Annotated in this window: 16 protein-coding genes and 1 tRNA gene; 10 read left to right on the forward strand and 7 right to left on the reverse strand. The window is 34.0% G+C overall.

Translation table 11 applies throughout. From position 1 onward, the window contains the following. Nucleotides 1-1,776 (forward strand): YSIRK-targeted triacylglycerol lipase (gene lip, locus KA814_RS11285; RefSeq protein WP_210141372.1); only part of this gene is annotated, 1,776 nt, incomplete at its 5' end. Nucleotides 1,777-2,639: 863 nt separating this feature from the next. Here lip and KA814_RS11290 read toward each other — a convergent pair. Together KA814_RS11290 and KA814_RS11295 are read right to left on the reverse strand one after the other, a co-directional pair. Beyond that, nucleotides 2,640-3,413 (reverse strand): AraC family transcriptional regulator, encoded by a 774-nt coding sequence (locus tag KA814_RS11290; RefSeq protein WP_107359887.1) that lies wholly within the window; start codon nucleotides 3,411-3,413, stop codon nucleotides 2,640-2,642. 23 nt (nucleotides 3,414-3,436) lie between these two features. Continuing rightward, nucleotides 3,437-4,015 (reverse strand): LysE family translocator, encoded by a 579-nt coding sequence (locus KA814_RS11295; protein WP_107359886.1) that lies wholly within the window; start codon nucleotides 4,013-4,015, stop codon nucleotides 3,437-3,439. A 184-nt stretch (nucleotides 4,016-4,199) separates the two neighbouring features. Here KA814_RS11295 and KA814_RS11300 point away from each other — a divergent pair, with 184 nt between their 5' ends. Next, nucleotides 4,200-4,607, forward strand: a complete 408-nt coding sequence (locus tag KA814_RS11300; protein ID WP_107359885.1) for a DUF2000 domain-containing protein — start codon at nucleotides 4,200-4,202, stop codon at nucleotides 4,605-4,607. Nucleotides 4,608-4,739: 132 nt separating this feature from the next. On the opposite strand, the gene ilvD is transcribed toward KA814_RS11300, so the two are convergent. Further along, entirely contained in the window at nucleotides 4,740-6,440 is a 1,701-nt protein-coding gene (ilvD, locus tag KA814_RS11305; protein WP_107359884.1) for a dihydroxy-acid dehydratase, read from the reverse strand. 445 nt (nucleotides 6,441-6,885) lie between these two features. On the opposite strand from ilvD, the gene KA814_RS11310 reads away from it, so the two are divergent. Together KA814_RS11310 and KA814_RS11315 are read left to right on the forward strand one after the other, a co-directional pair. Continuing rightward, nucleotides 6,886-7,665, forward strand: coding sequence for an arylamine N-acetyltransferase family protein (locus tag KA814_RS11310; protein ID WP_046207002.1), 780 nt, complete (start codon nucleotides 6,886-6,888; stop codon nucleotides 7,663-7,665). Between the two features lie 163 nt (nucleotides 7,666-7,828). Then, entirely contained in the window at nucleotides 7,829-8,803 is a 975-nt protein-coding gene (locus KA814_RS11315) for a LysM peptidoglycan-binding domain-containing protein (protein WP_203265314.1), read from the forward strand. Between the two features lie 124 nt (nucleotides 8,804-8,927). Here the strand turns inward: KA814_RS11315 and KA814_RS11320 are convergent, their stop codons facing one another. Further along, nucleotides 8,928-9,197, reverse strand: a complete 270-nt coding sequence (locus tag KA814_RS11320) for a hypothetical protein (protein WP_019467864.1) — start codon at nucleotides 9,195-9,197, stop codon at nucleotides 8,928-8,930. 182 nt (nucleotides 9,198-9,379) lie between these two features. On the opposite strand from KA814_RS11320, the gene KA814_RS11325 reads away from it, so the two are divergent. After that, nucleotides 9,380-10,243: a GNAT family N-acetyltransferase gene (locus KA814_RS11325; RefSeq protein ID WP_107359881.1), complete on the forward strand. Its 864-nt coding sequence runs from the start codon at nucleotides 9,380-9,382 to the stop codon at nucleotides 10,241-10,243. Nucleotides 10,244-10,982: 739 nt separating this feature from the next. After that, nucleotides 10,983-11,615 carry a hypothetical protein gene (locus tag KA814_RS11330; protein ID WP_107359880.1) on the forward strand — a complete coding sequence of 211 codons (633 nt, stop codon included), beginning with the start codon at nucleotides 10,983-10,985 and terminating at the stop codon, nucleotides 11,613-11,615. A gap of 186 nt (nucleotides 11,616-11,801) precedes the next feature. Here the strand turns inward: KA814_RS11330 and KA814_RS11335 are convergent, their stop codons facing one another. The 3 genes from KA814_RS11335 to gltC all read right to left on the reverse strand — a co-directional run bounded on the left by KA814_RS11335 (nucleotide 11,802) and on the right by gltC (nucleotide 14,668). Then, complete coding sequence (locus KA814_RS11335; protein ID WP_070657469.1) at nucleotides 11,802-12,590, reverse strand: YibE/F family protein; 789 nt, start codon at nucleotides 12,588-12,590, stop codon at nucleotides 11,802-11,804. Beyond that, nucleotides 12,587-13,699 (reverse strand): YibE/F family protein, encoded by a 1,113-nt coding sequence (locus tag KA814_RS11340; protein ID WP_107359879.1) that lies wholly within the window; start codon nucleotides 13,697-13,699, stop codon nucleotides 12,587-12,589. The genes KA814_RS11335 and KA814_RS11340 overlap by 4 nt, the downstream gene beginning before the upstream one ends. A gap of 81 nt (nucleotides 13,700-13,780) precedes the next feature. Then, on the reverse strand, nucleotides 13,781-14,668 hold the full coding sequence (gltC, locus tag KA814_RS11345) for a glutamate biosynthesis transcriptional regulator GltC (RefSeq protein ID WP_107359878.1): 888 nt from the start codon (nucleotides 14,666-14,668) through the stop codon (nucleotides 13,781-13,783). A gap of 141 nt (nucleotides 14,669-14,809) precedes the next feature. Between gltC and gltB the strand changes: the two genes are divergently transcribed. From gltB to treP, 4 genes are all read left to right on the forward strand, one after another. After that, a complete protein-coding gene (gltB, locus tag KA814_RS11350; protein WP_107359877.1) occupies nucleotides 14,810-19,309 on the forward strand; it encodes a glutamate synthase large subunit in 4,500 nt (1,499 codons plus the stop codon). A gap of 18 nt (nucleotides 19,310-19,327) precedes the next feature. Then, entirely contained in the window at nucleotides 19,328-20,791 is a 1,464-nt protein-coding gene (locus KA814_RS11355; RefSeq protein ID WP_107359876.1) for a glutamate synthase subunit beta, read from the forward strand. A gap of 60 nt (nucleotides 20,792-20,851) precedes the next feature. Continuing rightward, nucleotides 20,852-20,944 (forward strand) — tRNA-Ser (locus tag KA814_RS11360). 328 nt (nucleotides 20,945-21,272) lie between these two features. Next, nucleotides 21,273-22,700 carry a PTS system trehalose-specific EIIBC component gene (treP, locus tag KA814_RS11365; RefSeq protein WP_107359875.1) on the forward strand — a complete coding sequence of 476 codons (1,428 nt, stop codon included), beginning with the start codon at nucleotides 21,273-21,275 and terminating at the stop codon, nucleotides 22,698-22,700. Nucleotides 22,701-22,709: the final 9 nt, after the last annotated feature.

Genomic DNA, 22,709 nt, shown 5'->3' on the forward strand with positions numbered 1-22,709 from the left:
AAGCAAGATAAAGCCAAAGTAAAGACAACAGAAGAAGTAGATCCAGACTACAACAAGCAAGATAAAGCCAAAGCAGAGGCAACAGAAGAAGTAGACCCGGACTACAATAAACAAGATAAAGGCAAAGTAGAGACAACAGAAGAAGTAGATCCAGACTACAACAAGCAAGATAAAGCCAAAGCAGAGGCAACAGAAGAAGTAGACCCGGACTACAACAAACAAGATAAAACTAAAACAGAGGCAACAGAAGAAGTAGACCCGGACTACAACAAGCAAGATAAAACTAAAACAGAGACAACAGAAGAAGTAGACCCGGACTACAACAAGCAAGATAAAACCGAAGCACAGACAACAGAAGAAGTAGATCCAGACTACAATGAACAAGATAAAGTAAAAGAGATGAAAGTAAATGAAAGTGCATCCCAATCAAAATCTCAAAATGATATTAAATTTGGGCAATTAAAAAATGACAATTTAGCTAACGAAGATAGCCAAAGCAATCAACAGAAAAACGATCCAGATAAAAATTTAGCTTTACTTAAGAAAAATGCGGTTGCTACAACAAATAATCAAGTGAACCAACAGAACGCTGAAAAAACGCAAGAACAACCAACAAAAAAAGCGAAACAAGGCCAATATAAAAACCAAGATCCCATTATATTAGTACACGGTTTTAATGGTTTTACAGACGATATTAAACCATCTGTTTTACCTCATTATTGGGGAGGCGACAAATTAAATATTCAACAAGACTTAGAACAAAAGGGTTACAATGCATATGAAGCAAGTATTGGTGCGTTAAGTAGTAACCATGACAGAGCAGTTGAATTATACTATTACATTAAAGGCGGTACAGTAGATTATGGGGCTGCACATGCTGAAAAATATGGTCACGACCGTTATGGCAAGACATATGAAGGTGTATATAAAGACTGGCAACCAGGTCAAAAAGTTCATTTAGTTGGTCATAGCATGGGTGGACAAACGATTAGACAACTAGAAGAATATTTACGTAATGGTGATCCAGAAGAAATAGAATATCAAAAACAACATGGTGGCGATATAGCACCAGTATTTCAAGGTAATAACGATAACATGATTAGTTCAATTACTACCTTAGCAACACCCCATAATGGTACACACGCAGCTGATCAATTAGGTAATGAAACGCTTATCAGACAAGTTGCGTTTGATTACGCGAAACTAAAAGGTAATAAAAATTCTAAAGTTAGCTTTGGTCTTGAGCAATGGGGTTTAAAACAAAAAGATGATGAGACATATAATCAATATGTTAAACGATTGAAAGACAGTAAATTATGGACGACAAACGATAATGGCTTTTATGATTTAACCAGAGCAGGAGCGACTGAATTAAATAAAAAAACTTCACTAAATCCGAACATCGTTTATAAGACATATACTGGAGAATCTACAAGAGATGGATTATTTGGTAAACAAAAATCAGATATTAACATGTATTTACCTATGGGATTAACAGGTAATGTGATTGGAAAAGCACCTGAAAAAGAATGGCGTGTCAATGATGGCCTGGTTTCAACAATTTCAGCATTACATCCATTTAATCAAGCACATGTAGAAGCATCGAACCAGGTTCAAAAAGGTGTTTGGCAGGTGACACCAATTATGCATGATTGGGATCATGCGGACTTTGTTGGACAAGATAGTAATGATACAAAGCGTTCACAAGCAGAATTAAGACAATTTTATGAAGGTATTGCTTCAGACTTAGTAAAAACTGAAAACGCTGAAGCATAGATCAAGCGATGCAAATACATTTTATGAAGGTGAGGGTAAATGATGAGTGGAGACTTTTTTGATTTAGTAGGTTCATTATTCAATATATTGAAAACTTTATTTTCGTAAGAAAGTAGAAATAAATATAATGAAGGAAATTAAATATTATTATATAAAGAGAATGGTTTAAGACGATTTGATATGAAAAATTGAGCGAGGATAAATAATCAAAATTTATGGTTTTGATTTTATCCTCGTTTATTTTTTATTAAGCGTACTATGATTTGAGTCATATTTTCTTGAATACAATTTTTGTATAATAATGAAGTATGATAGGTGAATAAGCTTATTGAACGGGTAAAAGAAGTGAAACAAGACGTTAAAGAAGGAGGAGAGAAATAAAAAAAAGAACAACATCAGTGAATGGTTTCAGTGCAACTATTGGTTATAGTATGTATCAAAAAAAAGACTGATACATACCGTACCAGTCTCTTTATAGAGGTTAGAAATTATTTACCTGTGAATAAACCAACGATTTTTTTGATGATATCAATGATAAAGTCCATGTCTTTCACCTCACTTTTATTTGTTAACTTCACTATAAAAGACTTGTGCTAAATTTTGTTTGAAATTCCCTAAATAGTAATAAATTATTCCAAAATGGAATTTAATAAAAAAATATAACAATAAAGTATTCAAAAGTGTATGAAAGATGATTACATTATCATTTATACTTAATAGAAGCTTATTTTCAAAAAGCAACATTTTTTAAATATAAAATTTCCATAGAAACAAAGTAAATGTCAATTCGTAAATCAAAAACATTGATGTCTTAACATCATACTATTATCAAATTTTGTGAAATTAACTATATGTAATAAAGTTTAAAAAGACTGAGCGTAATTGTTTGCAGTGATACCGTATATTTTTTTGAATTGTCTATTTAAGTGTGTTAAATCAGAAAATCCTAATTCACTAACTGCTAAATGTATATCTTTATCTATTTCTATGATATTTTTTGCTTCTTTAATTTTGCTGTTTAATAAAAATTGATAAGGTGTTATCCCAGTTTGCTCTTTAAAATATCGTATAAATTGGAATTTTGACATGCCGAATTCATGTGCTAAATCTGTAATTTTCAAATTTTCTTTTAATCCATAAAGTATTCTTCCCTTAATCTTACTTATATAGGCGTTACTTTCAACATGTTTCTTAATTGTAGATTGATTTACTAAATCATCTACAAGTTTGATTAATTGCTCATCTATAATTTCTCCCTCGTATTCATGAAATATAGCATTCGCTAGATGATATACATCAGATTCAATTTTACTATTATAAATTATTGGTGTTGTAAATTGAATAGGTTCTTTACGTTCAGCTGCATCTAATAATACAGATGGTTCAATATATAACATAAAATATTCAAGGCCTGAACGATCGTGAGCCATTCCATCATGGACTTGTTCTGGATTAAATAACATGATGCCATCTTGGTATGAAAGTTGAAGCTTACCATCCAAATGATAATGTTGTATTCCTCTTTTAGTAACGCCAATAGCATATTCGCTATGTGTATGATTTTTATATGAGAAGTCATTAATACTTGCAGATAAAGCAGTAATTCCTCCATTTTTTTTATATATGAATTCTTCCATCTTTTCACCTTCTTTTAAGTTCTTTAAACCCATAACATAATTGCAGCATAAATCAAAAGTATACCTAATACAATGTTTAAAATTTTATTATATTTTTGAAATATTTTATTAAATATAGCGCCAAAACCCACCCAAATCATAAAAGCAATAAACCCAATGGTACCTATGATAAATATATTTGTCAGTAATATATAATTTTCACTTGAATAGGGTGATATAAAGCTAGGAAAAACGGTTAAAGTGAATAAAATTACTTTAGGGTTTATAAATTGCAACAATAAACCAGAAAAAAATGAACCTTTCACTTTTGACTCATCTTTTTTTGAAACATCCATATTGAATATTTGATAAGCCAAGTGAATCATATAAATGGTACCTAAAATTTGTAAATAAATGATGATATTTGGAAGGACTTTATTTAAAAAAGAGTTCAATATAGCAGAAATTACAAGCAATACTACAAACCCAATGATTGAGCCATATATGAATCGCATACCAGATTTTATTCCATAGTTCTGAACATTAGATAAAATTATGATGTTGGTGGGGCCAGGTGTTGCAGTAACAATAAAACAATAAACAATCAAAGTAATCATATTCATAATATACTCCTTAAAATTTAATCGTTTTAATAGAGTATACGTAAATGAATATTTTATATAGGATATTATTGCATTGATAATTTTCCAAAAATATAAATACTGCAATTTTATCCTATATATAACACTTGATTCTATATAAGATATAGAAAAATATTTGTTATCACCCTAAAGGAGTAAATTATATATGGTTTTTGATACTAAAATTAAAATTGTTTTGAGAGAAGACTTAGAAGTATGGCAAAAATTAAATGTAACTGCCTTCTTAATGAGCGGAATTGCTGGAACCCAAAATATTATTGGGGAATACTATATAGATAAGGATAACGTACAATATTTACCGATGTCTCAGCAACCTGTGATGATACATTCATCGACACAAGAATCCATGGTAGAGTTGTTACAAAAATCTTTGAGTAAAGATGTTGTTATCACAGTATATACTGAAGAGTTATTCTCCACATATAACGATGCAGATAATCGCGCGGTAATTGCTAAATATAAAACAGAGGACTTAAACCTTGTTGGCATTGGTATACGCGGTAAGAAAAATCATGTAGATAAATTATTTAAAGGATTTGCGTTGCATAGCTAAATAAATTAATGACATTAACATAAAAAACCAACGTACATTTTTGATGTACATTGGTTTTTATTTAAGAGTTCAAATTATACTTTTAACATTAATTATAGAATGGTATTAAACAAATTAAACAAATGTGATGCATTAGTCAGTAATTGCACCTTTTGAAGCAGATGATACGAGTTTGGCATATTTTGCTAAAGTACCACGTGTTTCTTTTAGTGGTGGTGCTTGCCATGCATTGCGGCGACGTTCTAGCTCTTCATCTGAAATATCAAAACTAATTTCTAAATTTTTAGCGTCAATGGTAATGATGTCGTCTTCTTGAAGTAATGCCATTGGGCCCCCTGCTTGGGATTCTGGAGCAGCGTGACCAACTACTAGACCATGTGAACCGCCTGAAAAACGTCCATCTGTTAGCAATGCTACAGATTCACCTAATCCTTTTCCTACTAAAATAGAAGAAGCTGATAGCATTTCTGGCATACCAGGCGCCCCTTTTGGTCCAGCATAGCGAATCACCACAACATCTCCAGGTTGTATATCGTCATTGAGTATGGCTTTTGTTGCTGCAGGTTCTGAATCAAAAACCTTAGCAGGTCCTTTAATATAAGTCACACTTAAACCTGAAATTTTGGCTACTGCGCCCTCAGGTGCTAGATTACCTTTTAAAATAACAAGTGGACCCGTAGGATGTTTAGGCTGATCAAAATTAATGATTGCTTTATCGTCAGAAAGGCTAGGTTGTTGAGCTAAGTTTTCAGCAACGGTTTTCCCAGTAACTGTTAAACAATCTCCATGAATTAACCCTTTTTCATGTAATAATTTCATTACACCTGGCACGCCACCTACTTCATCAAGATGTGCCATGACGTATTTGCCGCTAGGTCTTAAATCAGCAATATGCGGTACGCGTTTACGTATTTTTTCAAAATCATCAAGTGTCAAATCTACGTCAATAGTATGTGCAATAGCTAGTAAATGTAAAATCGCATTTGTAGACCCACCTAATGCCATGACAACAGTAATTGCATTTTCAAATGCTTCTTTGGTCATGATATCTTTAGGATATATACCTTGTTCCAATAAATGATAAACAGCTTTGCCTGCTGCACGACTATCTTTAGATTTATTAGTTGATACAGCTGGGTGAGACGCACTTCCAGGTAAGCTCATTCCCATAGCTTCAATGGCAGAGGACATTGTATTCGCAGTAAACATCCCGCCACAAGCACCAGCACCAGGGCAAGCAGCGCACTCTACTTTATGTAATGCTGCCTTATCTATTTCTCCATTATTGTATTGTCCCACACCTTCAAAAGCAGATACGGCATCCAAATCTTTACCATTTAATTTTCCGGGTAATATAGTACCGCCATATACAAAGACAGCGGGTAAATTAAGACGAGCGATACCAATCATACATCCTGGCATGTTTTTATCACAGCCACCGATTGCTACTACGCCATCTAAATTTTCTGCGTTGACTACAGACTCAATTGAATCAGCAATGATTTCACGACTTGGCAATGAGAAACGCATACCATCTGTGCCCATGGAGATACCATCTGAAACTGTTATCGTATTAAAAATCAATGGTGAACCTCCGGATTCGCTTATACCGCGTTTAGTTGCACGAGCGAGACCGTCGATGTGCATATTACATGGTGTGACTTCACTCCATGTACTAGCGACACCTATCATAGGCTTTTCAAAATCTTCATCTTCAAAACCAAGTGCACGTAAATAAGATCGATTTGGTGTGCGACTTACACCTTCACTAATCACTTTGCTGCGAATTCGTAAATCGTTTGGTTGTTGATTTTGCGATTGTTCCTTGCTCAAATAATCCCCTCCAAAATAAAAAACATAATATATTAAGAATAGTCTGAAAATTAATAATAAACACCAAGCAGTGTGACGCTTAAACGTTCATACATATCACTAAACCGTGAGGTGCCAAAATGTGTAAAAATTATTAGATTAGCTATACAAATGTATAGACATACACAATATCTATTTATTTAATTGATGTCAATATCAAAAGATTGCCTATAATCATTATTACCCCTTATCATATAAAATTATAGAATATATTGAAGAAAATTATACATAACTTAGAATAACTATATTTTTGTTGTTTCGAGTGAATGAGTGGGGTTGATCGAGTTTAAGTTGAAGATGCTTTTTGATGTACTTAAAATTCCTGGTTTGCTTGTTACTTCTAATTGAATTCATGCATCGTGAGTATCGAGCTTATTTTTAAGCTATTAAGAAATGGAGGAGTTGTATGACTAATTTTAACGTATTAGAAAATTATTTAGAGATAGACACACATACAGATCATGGCAATCACTTAGAAACATTGAACTATTATATTGAAAGATATGTATTGAATGTGCCATTTGAAAATATTAATGTGCAGAATGGACAACCTATTGCTTTAGATAATGCATCAATGATAGATAAAATTGTGAACCAACATAGAGGTGGTTATTGTTATGAACAAAACAGATTGTTTTGTGAATATTTAACAAGTAAAGGCTATAACGTTTATATGGTTTCTGCGACAATTTATAATGGTTCAGACTGGGCCATGGAAGGTTCACATATGGCATTAATCGTTATATTGAATCAGAAAAAATATTTAGTTGATGTCGGTTACGCGGATATACCTAAAGCAGCCATACCTATTGCACATGATGAGCAACCTGTTTATGATGTGAACGGTGAGTTTAAGGTAAGTAAAGTAAGTGACCATACATTTGAAATGAAGAAAGAAGTTGATTATAAATGGCAGACGCAATATCAATTTAAAGATGAACCTAGAGAACTGGCAGATTTTGAACCAGGTATAGCGTTTAATCAAAATAATGAATCATCTATTTTTGTACAGAAACTGTTAATTAGTAAAGCAATGCCATATGGTAGGGTGACAATGTCGAATGATCATATAACAATTACACATCATGGTCAAAAGGAAAAGAAAAATATAACATCTGAAAATTATAAATACTTTTTACATCGTTATTTTAATATTAAAGATATAGATATAAAAACATTTGACTGAAATATACAGTTTTCAAAGCCATGTTTCATTAGAAATAACAAAAGGTTTACTTTGTAATAATAATGTCATATAAATTATATACAAAAGTGTTAAATTAAATTGTATAATAGTAAGCGTGATGGAAACGAAAAGTATCGGATTTATATTTGGGAGGTTAACATAAGTGCATAAAAAAATAATAGCAACTGTAATTGGGACAAGTGCGCTTGCAGCTATTAACTCTGCAAATGCAGATGCAGCTACAACATACAAAGTCAAAAGTGGCGATTCTCTTTGGTCAATAGCGAATAAATATAATATTTCAATAGCAAAATTGAAATCATTGAATAATTTGACATCGAATGTGATTTTTCCAAATCAAACATTGAAAGTGTCAGGGACTACAACTTCAAGCACTTCAACAAGTAGCTCAAGTGCGACAACATATACAGTGAAATCAGGTGATTCATTGTCATCGATTGCTGCAAAACATGGGACGACATACCAAAAAATCATGAGTTTAAATGGGCTCTCGAATTTTACAATCTATCCAGGCCAGAAATTAAAAGTATCTGGATCAACATCTACGTCAACAAGTGGTTCAACTGCATCAGGTAGCACAACGACATACACAGTGAAATCAGGCGATTCATTATCGGCGATTGCAGCTAAATACGGTACGACTTATCAAAAAATCATGAGTTTGAATGGTCTTAAAAACTTTAATATCTATCCAGGACAAAAATTAAAAGTATCTGGTACTGCATCGTCATCTAGTGGCTCAACAGGCTCAACTGGCTCAACTGGCTATAAAACGCCGGTATTCAATCATTCAAATTTATATGACTGGGGTCAGTGTACATGGCATGTATTTAATAAACGTGCTCAAATCGGTAAAGGGATTAGTACTTATTGGTGGAATGCTAATAATTGGGACAACGCTGCACCAGGAGATGGCTACACAGTAGATCATAGAGCAACTGTAGGGTCAATCTTACAAAGTGACCTTGGATATTATGGACATGTAGCATTTGTAGAATCTGTAAATTCAAATGGTAGTATTACGGTTTCTGAAATGAACTACAGTGCTTCGCCTGGCATCGTCACTTATAGAACAATTCCAGCATCTCAAGTAAGTTCATATAAATATATTCATTAAAGCTGTCGAAGAAATAAATATTTTTGACACTCACGCATAAACGTCAATTTCTATTAATTATATAGAAATTGACGTTTGTTTTGCTTTTATGAAATTTTACAACACATTGATGTGCGGTTTATATTTATGGTTCTTGACGTAATGATTTTATACGCTTGGCAGTTGAGAACAACGTACTTGCCAAAGTGAATGTTGAAAATATTTTAGCAAATTTCTTAGGTGATTTTAAGGCAGTGTAGAAATCTAAGACTGCACCCACACTTGTAATAGCCATGCTCGTGTATAGTAATTTTTTATTTTTTGATTGATATGCATACCAATTAAAGCCTTCTACGGCAATACCTATGAAATTAATTGTATTTGAAATGCGGTTAATTTTTGTTTTTTTAGCCATGAATGAAATCCTCCATTTTATAAAATCCGTTTTATTATTATAACATTAAATAAATTAAACTCTATGGTGAGAGAGAGATACCAAATGTTTTCAAGGAAGAAAATATGATAACATAAGTGCTGAAAGTACAAAAATAGTTTGATTATGATGTTTATTCATGAGGGGGAGTGGAGACGTTAGTTATGATTAAATGTGTATGCTTAGTAGTTGAATCAGATGACAAGTTGTTATTAGTACAAGCTAGAAACAGAAATAAATATTATTTTCCAGGTGGAAAAATAGATTCAGGAGAATCTCTAAAACAAGCTTTACGAAGAGAATTACAAGAGGAATTACAGTTGGATATTTCGGAAGAAACCTTTACATATATGGGGAAAATTGTAGGAGATGCTTATCCCCAAAAAGATAAAAAGACGGAGTTAAATTGTTTTTCAACATCTTTTGAAATTGATTGGTCATCAGTAAAACCAGCACAAGAAATTACTGATATAAAGTGGATGAAAAAAGATGAAACAGAAAAAATTGCACCTGCCGTGCTTACATGGATTGAATATGCTAAAGAAGCGGTATCTAAAATGGTGAAATTAAGACCGTATCATACATTGTTATTTTCTGATTTAGAGAAATTTACGTTGTTGGAAGAAGATCGTAAATTCACTAAAACCCCTTTGGAAAATATTGATTTAGCAAATCGAGATCAAGAACGTCACCCTACGTTAGTGTATGATGACAAAGACCGATGTGTTGGCTTTTTTACGTTACATGAAGGAGAAGGGATCAAACCTTATTCTACAAACCCAAATGCAATATTTTTTAGATCTTTTAGTGTGGATAGTCAATATCGAGGATTCGGGTACGGTAAAAAGGTTATGCAAGCATTGCCTCAATATATCAAGCGGTATTATCCGACGATCAATGAAATTTATTTAGCGGTTAATACAGATAACCATTTGGCTAGAAAACTTTATATTCAAAATCATTATGAAATCGTAGGGGAAACGTTATTAGAAAACAAACCTGTCTACATAATGAAACAAAGTTGTTGAAATTAAAAGTTGCGTCGTAAAAGCTAACAGAGTTTGTTAGACTTTGCGACGTTTTTTTACGTGAAAAACTTGATAAATGTGGTTGCGTAATAGAGTTACAAATGGAAAATAAATAAGAGTAAAAAATTGATAACTATAATTAAATTTGAAGATTTTAAACGCAGAATTAAAAATATATTATAATTATTTAAATTTAGATGAATCAATTATGTTTATTTAAATATGAAAATCTGCTATGGTTGGTTATTAAATGTTAAATATATAAATAATATAAAATAAGGATATGATTATTTTGAATGTATAAGCTGTTAAACTGAATTGCTCAAGCATGATTAGATTGAATAGACAATATGAATCGAAGATTTTTATTTGAACTTCTTGATGTGCAGTTTGGTTTATGAAAAATCATTTTTAAACCGTTAAGATTGGCTTTTGCAAGTGCTTCGCATATGAGATTGTACGTAGAGCTTAATAGATATTATGGTTGAAAGTCATTTATTAATGTTGTCTGCTGTCATAAGTTTAGATGATACTTTGTAGAAGTTTGATTTTTAAAAGTTTAGCATGACATAAATAGTAGATTATTTTATTGATTAATAATCATTGTTCTTAAGTTGAAAAGTAAACATGAGCTTTGACACTTCACATTTGATGTGGGGTGTTTTTCTATGTGTGTCGACAGCGAGTATTGCGATAGCCAACTATTATGATGAAAAACAATGTAATAGGAGGTTATTTTATGCTTATAAAACGTAACAATGTGAGCCAAAATGTGAGTCCATTTAATATTATGTGTAAAAATTTTAATGAAGAAATAAAACCTTTTACATATCAAAGGTTCGTAGATTTTGGGGAATGTTACTATTATTTGACAGGTACTTCATTTGATTATATTGCGACAAGCGTTATTACTAGATATGAAAATGAAGCTTACGATACATTTAGTTCTAGATTTGATCATTTTGATGAAACTGAAAAGGTATACATTGAAAAATTAGAGGTGGCACCTCCTTTTGAAAACAAAGGGATTATGACAATTATGTTTTGTGACATTATGTTAGCATTATTAACGAGAAGTTTAGCGAATGAAAACCATATAGAGATTAAATTTATCAATACTTCAGATTTAATCAAAGATGGGAAGATAGTCAATGTGTACCATAGTGTGATGCCCAAATATGAATTATCCTTGGCACAACCTAGTAGTTCGAGAATTGTATTGGAAGGTAGACGTACTAAATTTAATATTGATTTTTATCAAGATATTTATTATATATTCCCACTGCAAACAAGAGAAGAGGATATCTCATATTACACAAAGTTACGAGAACGTAAAATACGGTTATTAAATGAAAAATTGCAAGAACTTTAAATGATATCATTGTGTTGAAAAAACGCTTGGAAAGTTAAATTCACAAATAAAAGCTGAAAAATTTGTGCCATTGTAGGATGGAAAAAAGCTTTAATTATAAAAATTAGTATGTATGCATTATATAATTATACAAATTTAAGAAGGAAGTGGGAAGCATTTAAAGATGTCCCACTTCCTTTTCACTTTTTAATGTGACGATTGATGTGTGTGTTCTGGATGACGCTTTTTTTGATATTTAATTAAAAGTGCAGTTATCCAAGCAGTAATAGGGATGCTGATTGCAACAGCGATACCACCTAGAAGAATGGATATAAATTCTTGTGCGAAGATTTTAGAATTGATGATATGTCCAAAAGAATAGTTCAATCTAAAAAACCAAAAGAATAACGTTAATTGCCCACCAAAATAGGCTAGATAAATTGTGTTTGCAGATGTAGCTAAAATTTCACGTCCTACCCGCATACCAGATTGAAACAATGCTTTGCTTGATAAAGTTGGGTTGGTTTCGTATAGCTCATACATGGGTGAACTGATTGTTATTGCTAAATCAATCACCGCAGCTATGACGGCAAGCACTACTGTGAACACCATGAATTTCACCATATCAATGCCAATATTCATAGAAAAAATATACGTTTCATCTTGTTGCTCGGTCGTAAATCCTTGTAAATGTCCGATAGATACTGATAAATAAATGCCGATTATCAAGCATAAAGTAGTAATAATCGTCGCGCAAAATGCTGCTTTGGTTTTTGTATTGTAACTATTTAAAACGAATAAATTACATGCTGCGATAACGATACAGAATATCAGTGTTACAAGATAAATAGGTGCACCGAGCATAATGATAATAACAGTGATTAATAATATGACAAAATTTAAAAAGAGTGTTAAATAAGAGATGATTCCTTTTTTTCCTCCAAAGATTGCCATTAATAAGAAAAGTATAAAACCTAAGATTGTTATGACGCTCACTGATTAGCACCTCGCATTTTAAACCATAATTGCATTAATAAAATAGTGATTGGAATAGTTAAAACAATGCCAATACCACCAGTAATTGCCCGGGAAATTTCTAATGACCAATTCATGGAAATTGTATAAGTAACTGTATTGGCATTTTTAAGATATATCAGAAACATTGGAAGACTACCAGATAAATATGAAAATAATAAGATATTTGTCATTGTCCCCATAATATCTTGGCCAATATTACGTCCTGCGAGCGCCCAACGAGTCATGTTGATGTTAGGCGTTCTGCGTAATATTTCAGCCATGCCACTTGCTATTGTGATAGCAACATCCATGACAGCACCGAGTGTGCCAATCATAACAGAAGCGAGGAAAACGTCCTTAGGAGGCAAAGTTAAGAAACTCATAGTTTCAAACTTTAAGCCAGCACCGCCTGTTAATTCAATAACTAATTGGGTAGCACCAACACAAATAAAAGTCCCTAATAAAGTGCTTGCTATCGTAATTGACGTTCGCCATCGCCAACCAGTAACTAAGAGTAAAGTGAATATCGTGCTGAAAATGACACCGATACTCATAAGTGCAAATAAGTTTAAATTCGGGAATTTACTGTGTAAGTAGATAGCCAAGAGCACAACAATAGTATTGAAAACTAAAGACAGTATCGATTGTAAACCGATTTTTCGACCTACCAGTAAAACGGTTAATAAAAATATTCCAGTTATCATAACGACGAGGCTATCTCGTTTCTTTTCTATGATATAAATATCACCTAGATGCTTGCCAATGTGTAACAAAACTTTGTTGTGTTTGGAGAATGCTTCACTATCAGCTTGTGATGCGATGTAATGGTGTGGTATCTTCGTCGTTTGCCCCTTGAACTTCCCGTTTAAAATTTTAAGTGTTAGGGTTTGGTTATATTTAGTATCTTTATTGTGATTATCATCCGTAATGTGTGATGTGGATTTATTTTCGATTTTTGTGATTTGACCAATTGGTGTATCGTAAAATCTGTCATTGAAAAATGTGAAAATAAATACAGCTAAAAATAAGATCATGAATATCAAGACGACCCAATCAAAAGGCCGTTTAAATAACGTTTTAAAAGGCATTGTTTTGTTTCAGTCCTCTCTATATAGACAATGCGATTATACGCTCACAACGATTTAAATTCAAAAGTTTTATGCATACGATTAATGATAAGTTGTGCTTCTACTTAATAATTTATCAATGAGTTCTAATAAAAATTGTAAATCGTGTTTTCGATTGTCTAGTCGAACAACTTGGCAAATGGTTCTTTTCAATGCAGTATGTTCTAAAGATATTTTTTCCCATTTTTGTAGATTTTTTGTTAGCAAATGATAAGAAGCTGTGACGATGTAACCACGCGATTTGCTTAGGATATATTCTGCTAGTTGAGGATGTGTGATCGTTTGTATAGGTGTTTTGGTTGTTTTTACTAATGCTTGTCTGATTTTCGTTGGTAATGGATATAATTCGTAAATAGATTTATTCGAAAATTGTACTAAAGGTGGATTTGTAGCCATAGTGATGGGGTCATCTTTAGGTACATAGACATGAAATGTTTCTTCAAATAAAGGGCTTACTTTTAAAGAACGGTGTTGTTTGAGTTCATCTGACATAGCAGTAAAAGCAATATCAATTTTATCTGTGAGCAAAGCTGCAAATATATCGTCCTCTTCCATTAAAATAGGCTGAATGATAGATGTACTTTCGTTTTCAAAGGATTGCATTAATAAGGTTAATACCTGCGTTATATAGCTTTCAACGTAACCAATACGTATAATATAATGCTCTGTTTCAGATTGGTTATGAAATAAACGTACTGTGTTATCAAGTTGTTCGATAATCTTGGTTGCTTCAGAAAACAATTGTTGTCCTTCTTCGGTAATGTGTATGTTACGTCCTTCTCTATTAAACAATGTTACTTGTAACTCTTTTTCTAATAATGTAATTTGCCTGCTTATGGCAGATTGAGCAATGTTAAGTTCTAATGCAGCATCTGATAAATGTTCTCTTTTTGCAACTTCTATAAAATATTTCAATTGTTTAATTTCCATATAACCATTCCCAACATATTAATATTATTCGAATTATTAGAATAATATCATCTATTTTATATATTGAATAGATTAATGTATTACTATATAGTTTACTATACTTATTTAATATTCAGAATTTTCGAAAAAGAGGTGAGGGTTATGATCGAATATGGTAAGCAATTGGGATTATATGATAGTCGTGAAGAGCACGATGCATGTGGTATTGGATTCTATGCCAATATGAATAATGAAAGGTCACACGATATCGTTGAAAAGTCATTGGAAATGCTACGTAGATTAGATCATCGTGGAGGAATTGGTGCAGATGGTATAACTGGTGATGGTGCCGGTATCATGACAGAGATTCCTTTTGGGTATTTTTCTGAACAAACAGATTTTGAATTACCGGAAGAAGGTCATTATGCAGTAGGCATGTTTTTTTCAAATGAGAAGATAAAAAATTCAAAGCATGAAGCAACGTTTAATCGTTACTTTGAAAGCGAAGGATTGAATGTTATTGGTTATAGAGACGTACCAGTTGATGTCAATGCCATTGCCGAACATGTAGCTCAAACAATGCCATATATACAACAGGTATTCATCGCCTTAAATAATCAAACACATATAGAAAAAGCATTGTTTTTAGCACGTAAGCAAATTGAATTATATGCTAAAAAACAACAAATAGATTTATATTTTACAAGTTTGTCTCATAAAACAATCGTCTATAAAGGGTGGTTGCGTTCTGATCAAATTAAGAAACTCTTTCAAGATTTAAATGATGAGCATTATATATCAAAACTTGGACTTGTACATTCCCGTTTTAGTACAAATACCTTTCCGAGTTGGAAACGTGCACACCCCAACCGATTATTAATGCATAATGGGGAGATTAATACCATTAAAGGTAACGTAAATTGGATGCGCGCAAGACAAAATGATCTCATTGAAAGTATTTTTGGTGAAAACAAACATAAAGTAGAGGAAATCATTGATGAAGACGGTAGTGACTCTGCTATTGTAGACAACGCATTAGAATTTTTATCTTTAGCAATGGAACCAGAAAGAGCAGCGATGTTAATGATACCGGAGCCTTGGCTTTATAATACGGCGAATGACAATAATGTCCGTGCTTTTTATGAATATTATAGTTACCTAATGGAACCGTGGGATGGCCCGACAATGATTTCTTTTTGTAATGGGGAGAAAATTGGTGCGCTAACAGATAGAAATGGCTTGCGTCCAGGACGTTATACAATCACTAAAGATAATTACATTGTTTTTTCGTCAGAAGTGGGTGTTGTAGATGTACCGGAAGAACAAGTTGCTTTTAAAGGCCAACTCAATCCAGGTAAATTATTATTAGTTGATTTTCAACAACAAAAAGTAGTTGATAATAATGAATTAAAAGCACGTATCGCTGATGAACTGCCATATGAGAATTGGCTAAATCAATTTAAAATAGACTTAGATTTAAATCATGTAAAAGTGACACCATCGGATTGGGATGAAACAACTTTAACAAGGTTACAAAAGCAATTTGTTTATACGAAAGAAGAAATCGACAAATATATGACAGAATTAATTGAAAGTAAGAAAGATCCAATTGGTGCTATGGGGTATGATGTTCCAATTGCTGTTTTAAATGAAAAAGATGAATCGTTATTTAATTATTTTAAACAACTTTTTGCACAAGTTACCAATCCGCCAATTGATGCATATAGAGAAAAAATAGTGACAAGTGAATTGTCTTATCTAGGTTCAGAAGGTAATTTACTAAATCCTAATGAAGATGTGTTGAACAGAATTCAATTGAAAAAACCGGTGCTAACTGAGGCGCAATTAAAAACGATTGACGACAGTAGGTTTAAAGTTAAGCATTTATCAACATTGTATCAAGAAAATTTAGAATCGGCGTTAGACCATTTAGGGGAACAAGCAATTCAATCAGTAAAAGATGGCTATGAAATCATTGTCTTAGATGACCGTGTATTAGTAGAAGAGCAAGGTTATGCAATGCCAATATTGCTTGCGGTCAGTCATGTGCATCAGTTATTAATCAGAAAAGGTTTACGCATGCGCACAAGCATCATCGCACTTTCTGGTGAAACGAGAGAGGTGCATCATGTAGCGTGTTTATTAGGGTATGGGGCGAATGCAGTCGTACCATATCTAGCGCAACGTACAATAGAAAATTTAGTAGATAAAGGACGCTTAAACGGAGAGGTTACTGAAAATGTCCAAACATATACAGATACTTTGTCAGAAGGTGTCATAAAAGTAATGGCTAAAATGGGCATTTCTACCGTTCAAAGTTACCAAGGAGCACAAATTTTTGAAGCGATAGGTTTGTCGCAAGATGTGGTTGACCAGTATTTTACAGGTACACAAACCAAGTTATCTGGTATCGATATAAACTTGATAGATAAAGAAAATAAAGCAAGACAATCATCTGAGAGCGAGTACTTGGAATCTGGCAGTACGTTTCAATGGCGTAAACAAGGTCAACATCACGCATTTAACCCGACGACAATTCACTTACTACAACATGCGTGTCGTTTGAATGATTATAAACAGTTCAAAACATTTTCAAATGAAGTCAATCATCAACGTACAGATCATATTCGTCATTTAATGGAATTTAAAAAACAAGACCCGATTGATATCAATGAAGTAGAAGCAACGACTGAAATCGTTAAACGTTTTAATACAGGTGCGATGAGTTATGGCTCTATTTCTGAAGAAGCACATCAAACACTTGCTGAAGCAATGAATCAAATGGGTGGTAAAAGTAATAGTGGTGAAGGCGGAGAAAACCCAGAACGATTTGTGGTGGATGATGAGGGTCGAAATCGATCTAGTGCAATCAAACAAGTTGCTTCCGGAAGATTTGGAGTGACGAGTCACTACTTACAACATGCCAAAGAAATACAAATCAAGGTAGCTCAGGGAGCTAAACCAGGGGAAGGCGGGCAGTTGCCTGGTTCTAAAGTTTATCCGTGGATTGCTGAAGTCAGAGGGTCTACGCCGGGTATTGGCTTGATTTCCCCGCCGCCTCATCATGATATTTATTCAATTGAAGACTTAGCACAATTAATTCATGATTTGAAAAATGCTAATAAAAACGCAAATATCACAGTGAAGCTCGTATCTAAAACTGGTGTCGGAACAATTGCAGCAGGTGTAGCTAAAGCTTATGCAGATAAAATTGTGATTAGTGGATATGATGGTGGGACGGGTGCTTCTCCTAAAACAAGTATCCAACACGCAGGTGTCCCTTGGGAAATTGGCTTAGCAGAGACACATCAAACTCTGATGATGAATAATTTAAGGTCGAGAGTGATTGTAGAAACAGACGGCAAATTACTTACAGGTAAAGACGTGGCATATGCGTGTGCGTTGGGAGCTGAAGAATTTGGTTTTGCAACAGCACCTTTAGTCGTACTTGGCTGTGTCATGATGCGTGTATGTCATAAAGATACATGTCCAGTAGGTATTGCTACTCAAAACCAAGATTTACGCGCGTTATTTAATGGTAGAGCAGATCACGTGGTTAATTTTATGCATTTTGTTGCTGAGGAATTAAGGGAGATATTAGCCGAACTTGGATTACGCACGGTAGATGAATTGGTGGGTCGCACAGACTTATTAAAACGAAAAGATAATTTATCTCAACAAAGACCTAAAGCTGCTTCTATGAATGTAGAAGCATTATTATATCAGCACGACGGTGAAAGATATAAAAATATAGTGCAAAATCATCATCTTGATGAAGGTTTCGATTTAACGCAACTATTACCTGATGCTCAATCAGCAATTGAGCAACATAAGTCATTTACTGGCAATTATGTTGTAAAAAATGAACAACGAGACGTGGGTGTCATTACTGGCAGTATGATTACTGATATCCACGGTGCCGACGGTTTGCCTGAGGATCGTATTTATGTCAATACGGTAGGGCATGCTGGTCAAAGTTTAGGTGCCTATATACCTCAAGGATTAACAATACATCACACGGGTGATGCTAACGATTATGTAGGTAAAGGACTTTCTGGCGGTAAAGTGATTGTTAAGGCACCGACGCAACAACGAGAATCAGAAATTATAATTGGCAATGTTTGTTTCTATGGTGCATCATATGGCAAAGCCTTTATTAATGGTAAAGCTGGTGAACGATTCTGTATTAGAAATAGTGGTGTACAAGTAGTTGTTGAAGGTATTGGTGATCATGGTCTTGAATATATGACAGGTGGACGTGTCATTGTGCTTGGAGATGTCGGGAAGAACTTTGGTCAAGGTATGAGTGGGGGCGTCGCTTATATCTTCCCATCTGATGTTGAAAAATTTAAAGAAGCGCATCAATTAGACAGTTTAGACTTCGACGAAATCACTGTTGAAGCAGAAAAAAATGTTGTAAAAGAAATGTTAGAAGACCATTTACTTTATACAAATAGTACTAAAGCTAAAAATATATTAGAGCATTTTGAATCTGTAGTTGATCAAGTAGTAAAAGTCATACCAAAAGATTATAAATTAATGATGCAAAAAATTGAATTGCAAAAGCGCGAATCTAACCAGCAAGATGAAGCGTTATTGAATGCTTTTAATGACAAGAGAACACATTTAGAACCAGCACAACAATTAACGGCTGTGTATTAAATTGAAGGGGGACTGAGTATGGGGGAATTTAAAGGATTTATGAGTTATGACAAACAACCCTTGCCTGAATTGTCTTTAGTAGAACGTTTGAAAGGACACGCACCCTTTCAGCAGAGGTTTACCAAAGAAGAAGCATCAGAACAAGGTGCGAGATGCATGGATTGTGGCACACCATTTTGTCAGACAGGTGAGCCACATGGTAGAGAAACAATTGGTTGTCCTATTGGGAATTACATTCCTGAATGGAATGACTTAGTGTACCAAAAAGACTTCAAGACAGCATATGAACGGTTGAACGAGACAAATAACTTCCCAGAATTTACTGGACGCGTATGTCCGGCACCATGTGAACAATCGTGCGTAATGAAGATAAATAGAGCATCTGTTGCGATAAAAGGGATTGAACGTACCGTTATAGATGAAGCTTTTGAAAATGGTTGGGTCGAACCTACGATACCAAGTGAGCGCAAAGCAGCATCAGTAGCGATAGTAGGAAGCGGTCCGGCTGGCTTAACAGCTGCAGATGAATTGAATAAATTAGGTTATTGGGTAACTGTATATGAACGTGCGCGTGAAGCAGGCGGGTTGTTAATGTACGGGATCCCCAATATGAAACTAGATAAAGCGGTCGTGCGACGTAGAATTAAATTAATGGAACAATCTGGTATCACCTTTATCACTGATACTGAAATAGGGGTAGACATCAGCAAAGAAAGTTTAGAGGAACAATTTGATGCCATTATTATTTGTACAGGCTCACAAAATGCTCGCGATTTACCATTAGAAGGCCGAATGGGTATGGGTATTCACTTTGCTATGGATTACTTAACAGAACAAGGCGAATATTTAAATGGTGAAATTGAAACGCCGTCCATTTCCGCAGAAGGAAAAAATGTGATTGTCATTGGTGCAGGTGACACAGGTGCAGATTGTGTGGCAACTGCATTGAGAGAAAATTGTAAATCTATCGTTCAATTTAACAAATACACGAAGCAACCAGAAGCCATTGAATTTGATGAAAATACGTATTGGCCGTTGGCAATGCCTGTGTTTAAAATGGATTATGCGCATAACGAATATGAAGCGCGTTTTGGTTTTGAACCACGAGCGTATGGTGTGCAAACGATGCGTTACGAAGTGGATCGTATTGGTAATGTAACAGGTGTTTATACACAAATACTTGAAGAAACAGAGGATGGTATGGTGGTTGTCGATGGTACAGAACGTCATTGGCCAGCTGATTTGGTATTGATATCCATTGGATTTATTGGTACAGAAACTACTGTGCCACATGCTTTTGATATACAAACTGAAAGAAATAAAATTGTCGCAGATAATAAAGATTTTAAAACGAATCAATCAAATATTTTCGCGGCAGGTGATGCAAGAAGAGGTCAAAGTCTTGTTGTTTGGGCTATTCAAGAAGGAAGAGCAGTCGCTCGTGCAGTGGATGAATTCCTAAATGAAAAAACATTGGTGTAATACTTTAATTATAATTGACTTTTTTAATGGGCTATAATATTATAATTATTGTGTTCATTTGGAGGAATACCCAAGTCCGGCTGAAGGGATCGGTCTTGAAAACCGACAGGGGCTTAACGGCCTGCGGGGGTTCGAATCCCTCTTCCTCCGCCATTATTATTAAATACCAAGACTAATAAATATAGTAGGCAAACGTTTATTTAATATAAAGTGTTTGTCTTTTTTGTTTTTAAAGTCAATGATGAAGAAAAATAGACGAATAGTGAATATCGTCTTACTATTGCTTGTGTCACAGGTTATTAAACATAATGCAATGATTACATCAAATGCAAAACAATATATTTTTTGAAATAGGTCTATACGGAAATTAAAAATCAATTTCTGTATAGACCTTTTTTGTGAGTTGAGTGAAAGCCTTTGCAAAACTTGTCTATACAAGTTATACTCTGGATAATATTAAAGTTTAAGGGAGGGAATCATCATGGCTGTTAAAAAGAAAGATGTTCAAGATATCGTCAAGGCTATTGGGGGCAAAGAAAACTTGGACACAGCAACACACTGTGTGACGCGTTTGCGACTTGTTTTGAAAGATGATGATAAGGTAGATAAAGAGAGTCTGAGTAACAATGATTTGGTTAAAGGACAATTCAAAGCTGACAATCAATATCAAATTGTAATTGGACCAGGTACTGTTGATGAAGTTTATAAACAATTTATTGAAGAAACTGGGGCAGAAAGTGCCTCTAAAGATGATGCTAAAGCAGCGGCAGCTCAAAAAGGCAATCCTATACAAAGATTGGTTAAGTTATTGGGAGATATCTTTATTCCGATTTTACCAGCTATCGTAACTGCTGGTTTATTATTAGGGATTTATAATGTATTAACGATGGAAGACTTGTTTGGGAAGCAGGCATTGGTGGCACAATATCCACAGCTAGGGGACTTTGCAGATATCATTAATGTTATCGCGAATACTGCCTTCATATTCTTACCGGCTTTAATTGGTTGGAGTAGTATGCGTGTGTTTGGCGGGAGTCAAATACTCGGTTTGGTATTAGGTCTGATTTTAATGAATCCGCAACTCGCTTCACAATATGACATAGGTAAAGGTAACATTCCGGCGTGGCATATCTTTGGTTTAGAAATTAAACAACTGAATTATCAAGGTCAGGTCTTACCAATTTTATTAGCATCTTATGTATTAGCGCAAATTGAAAAATTCTTAAGTAAATATGTGCATGATTCAATCAAGATGTTAGTTGTTGGTCCCGTCGCCTTATTAATCACTGGTTTCTTAGCCTTTATCGTTATAGGACCAATTGCTTTATGGCTAGGAACAGGGATTACAAACGGTGTGACATTTGTGTTTGAACATATAGGCTGGTTAGGTGGCGCAATTTATGGATTCTTCTACGCACCTCTAGTGATTACAGGTTTACACCATATGTTCTTAGCGGTTGATTTCCAACTGATGGGAAGCAGTCTTAAAGGAACATATTTGTGGCCTATCTTAGCGATTTCAAATATTTGTCAAGGTTCGGCTGCATTCGGTGCATGGTTCGTCTATAAAAGACGTAAAATGGCAAAAGAACAAGGCTTGGCAATGACTTCTGGCATATCAGGTTTCTTAGGTGTTACTGAACCAGCGTTGTTTGGTGTGAACTTACCGTTGAAATATCCTTTTGTTGCAGCGATTTTAACTTCGGGTGTGATAGGTGCTATCATAGGTGCAATCGGTGTCTTAGGTAATGTTGGCGTTGGTGGTGTACCAGCTATCATTTCTATTAAAAAAGATTTTTGGCTCATTTATGGCATAAGTACTGTTCTGGCAATGGTAGTACCAGCAATATTAACTGTGATCTTCTCGAAATTTAGCAAAGAAGAAGCGAAAGAAATAGTAGAAGAATAGTTAATGCAA

Source organism: Staphylococcus sp. GDY8P196P (genome assembly GCF_017891705.1).
GTDB classification, from domain to species: Bacteria; Bacillota; Bacilli; order Staphylococcales; family Staphylococcaceae; genus Staphylococcus; species Staphylococcus ureilyticus.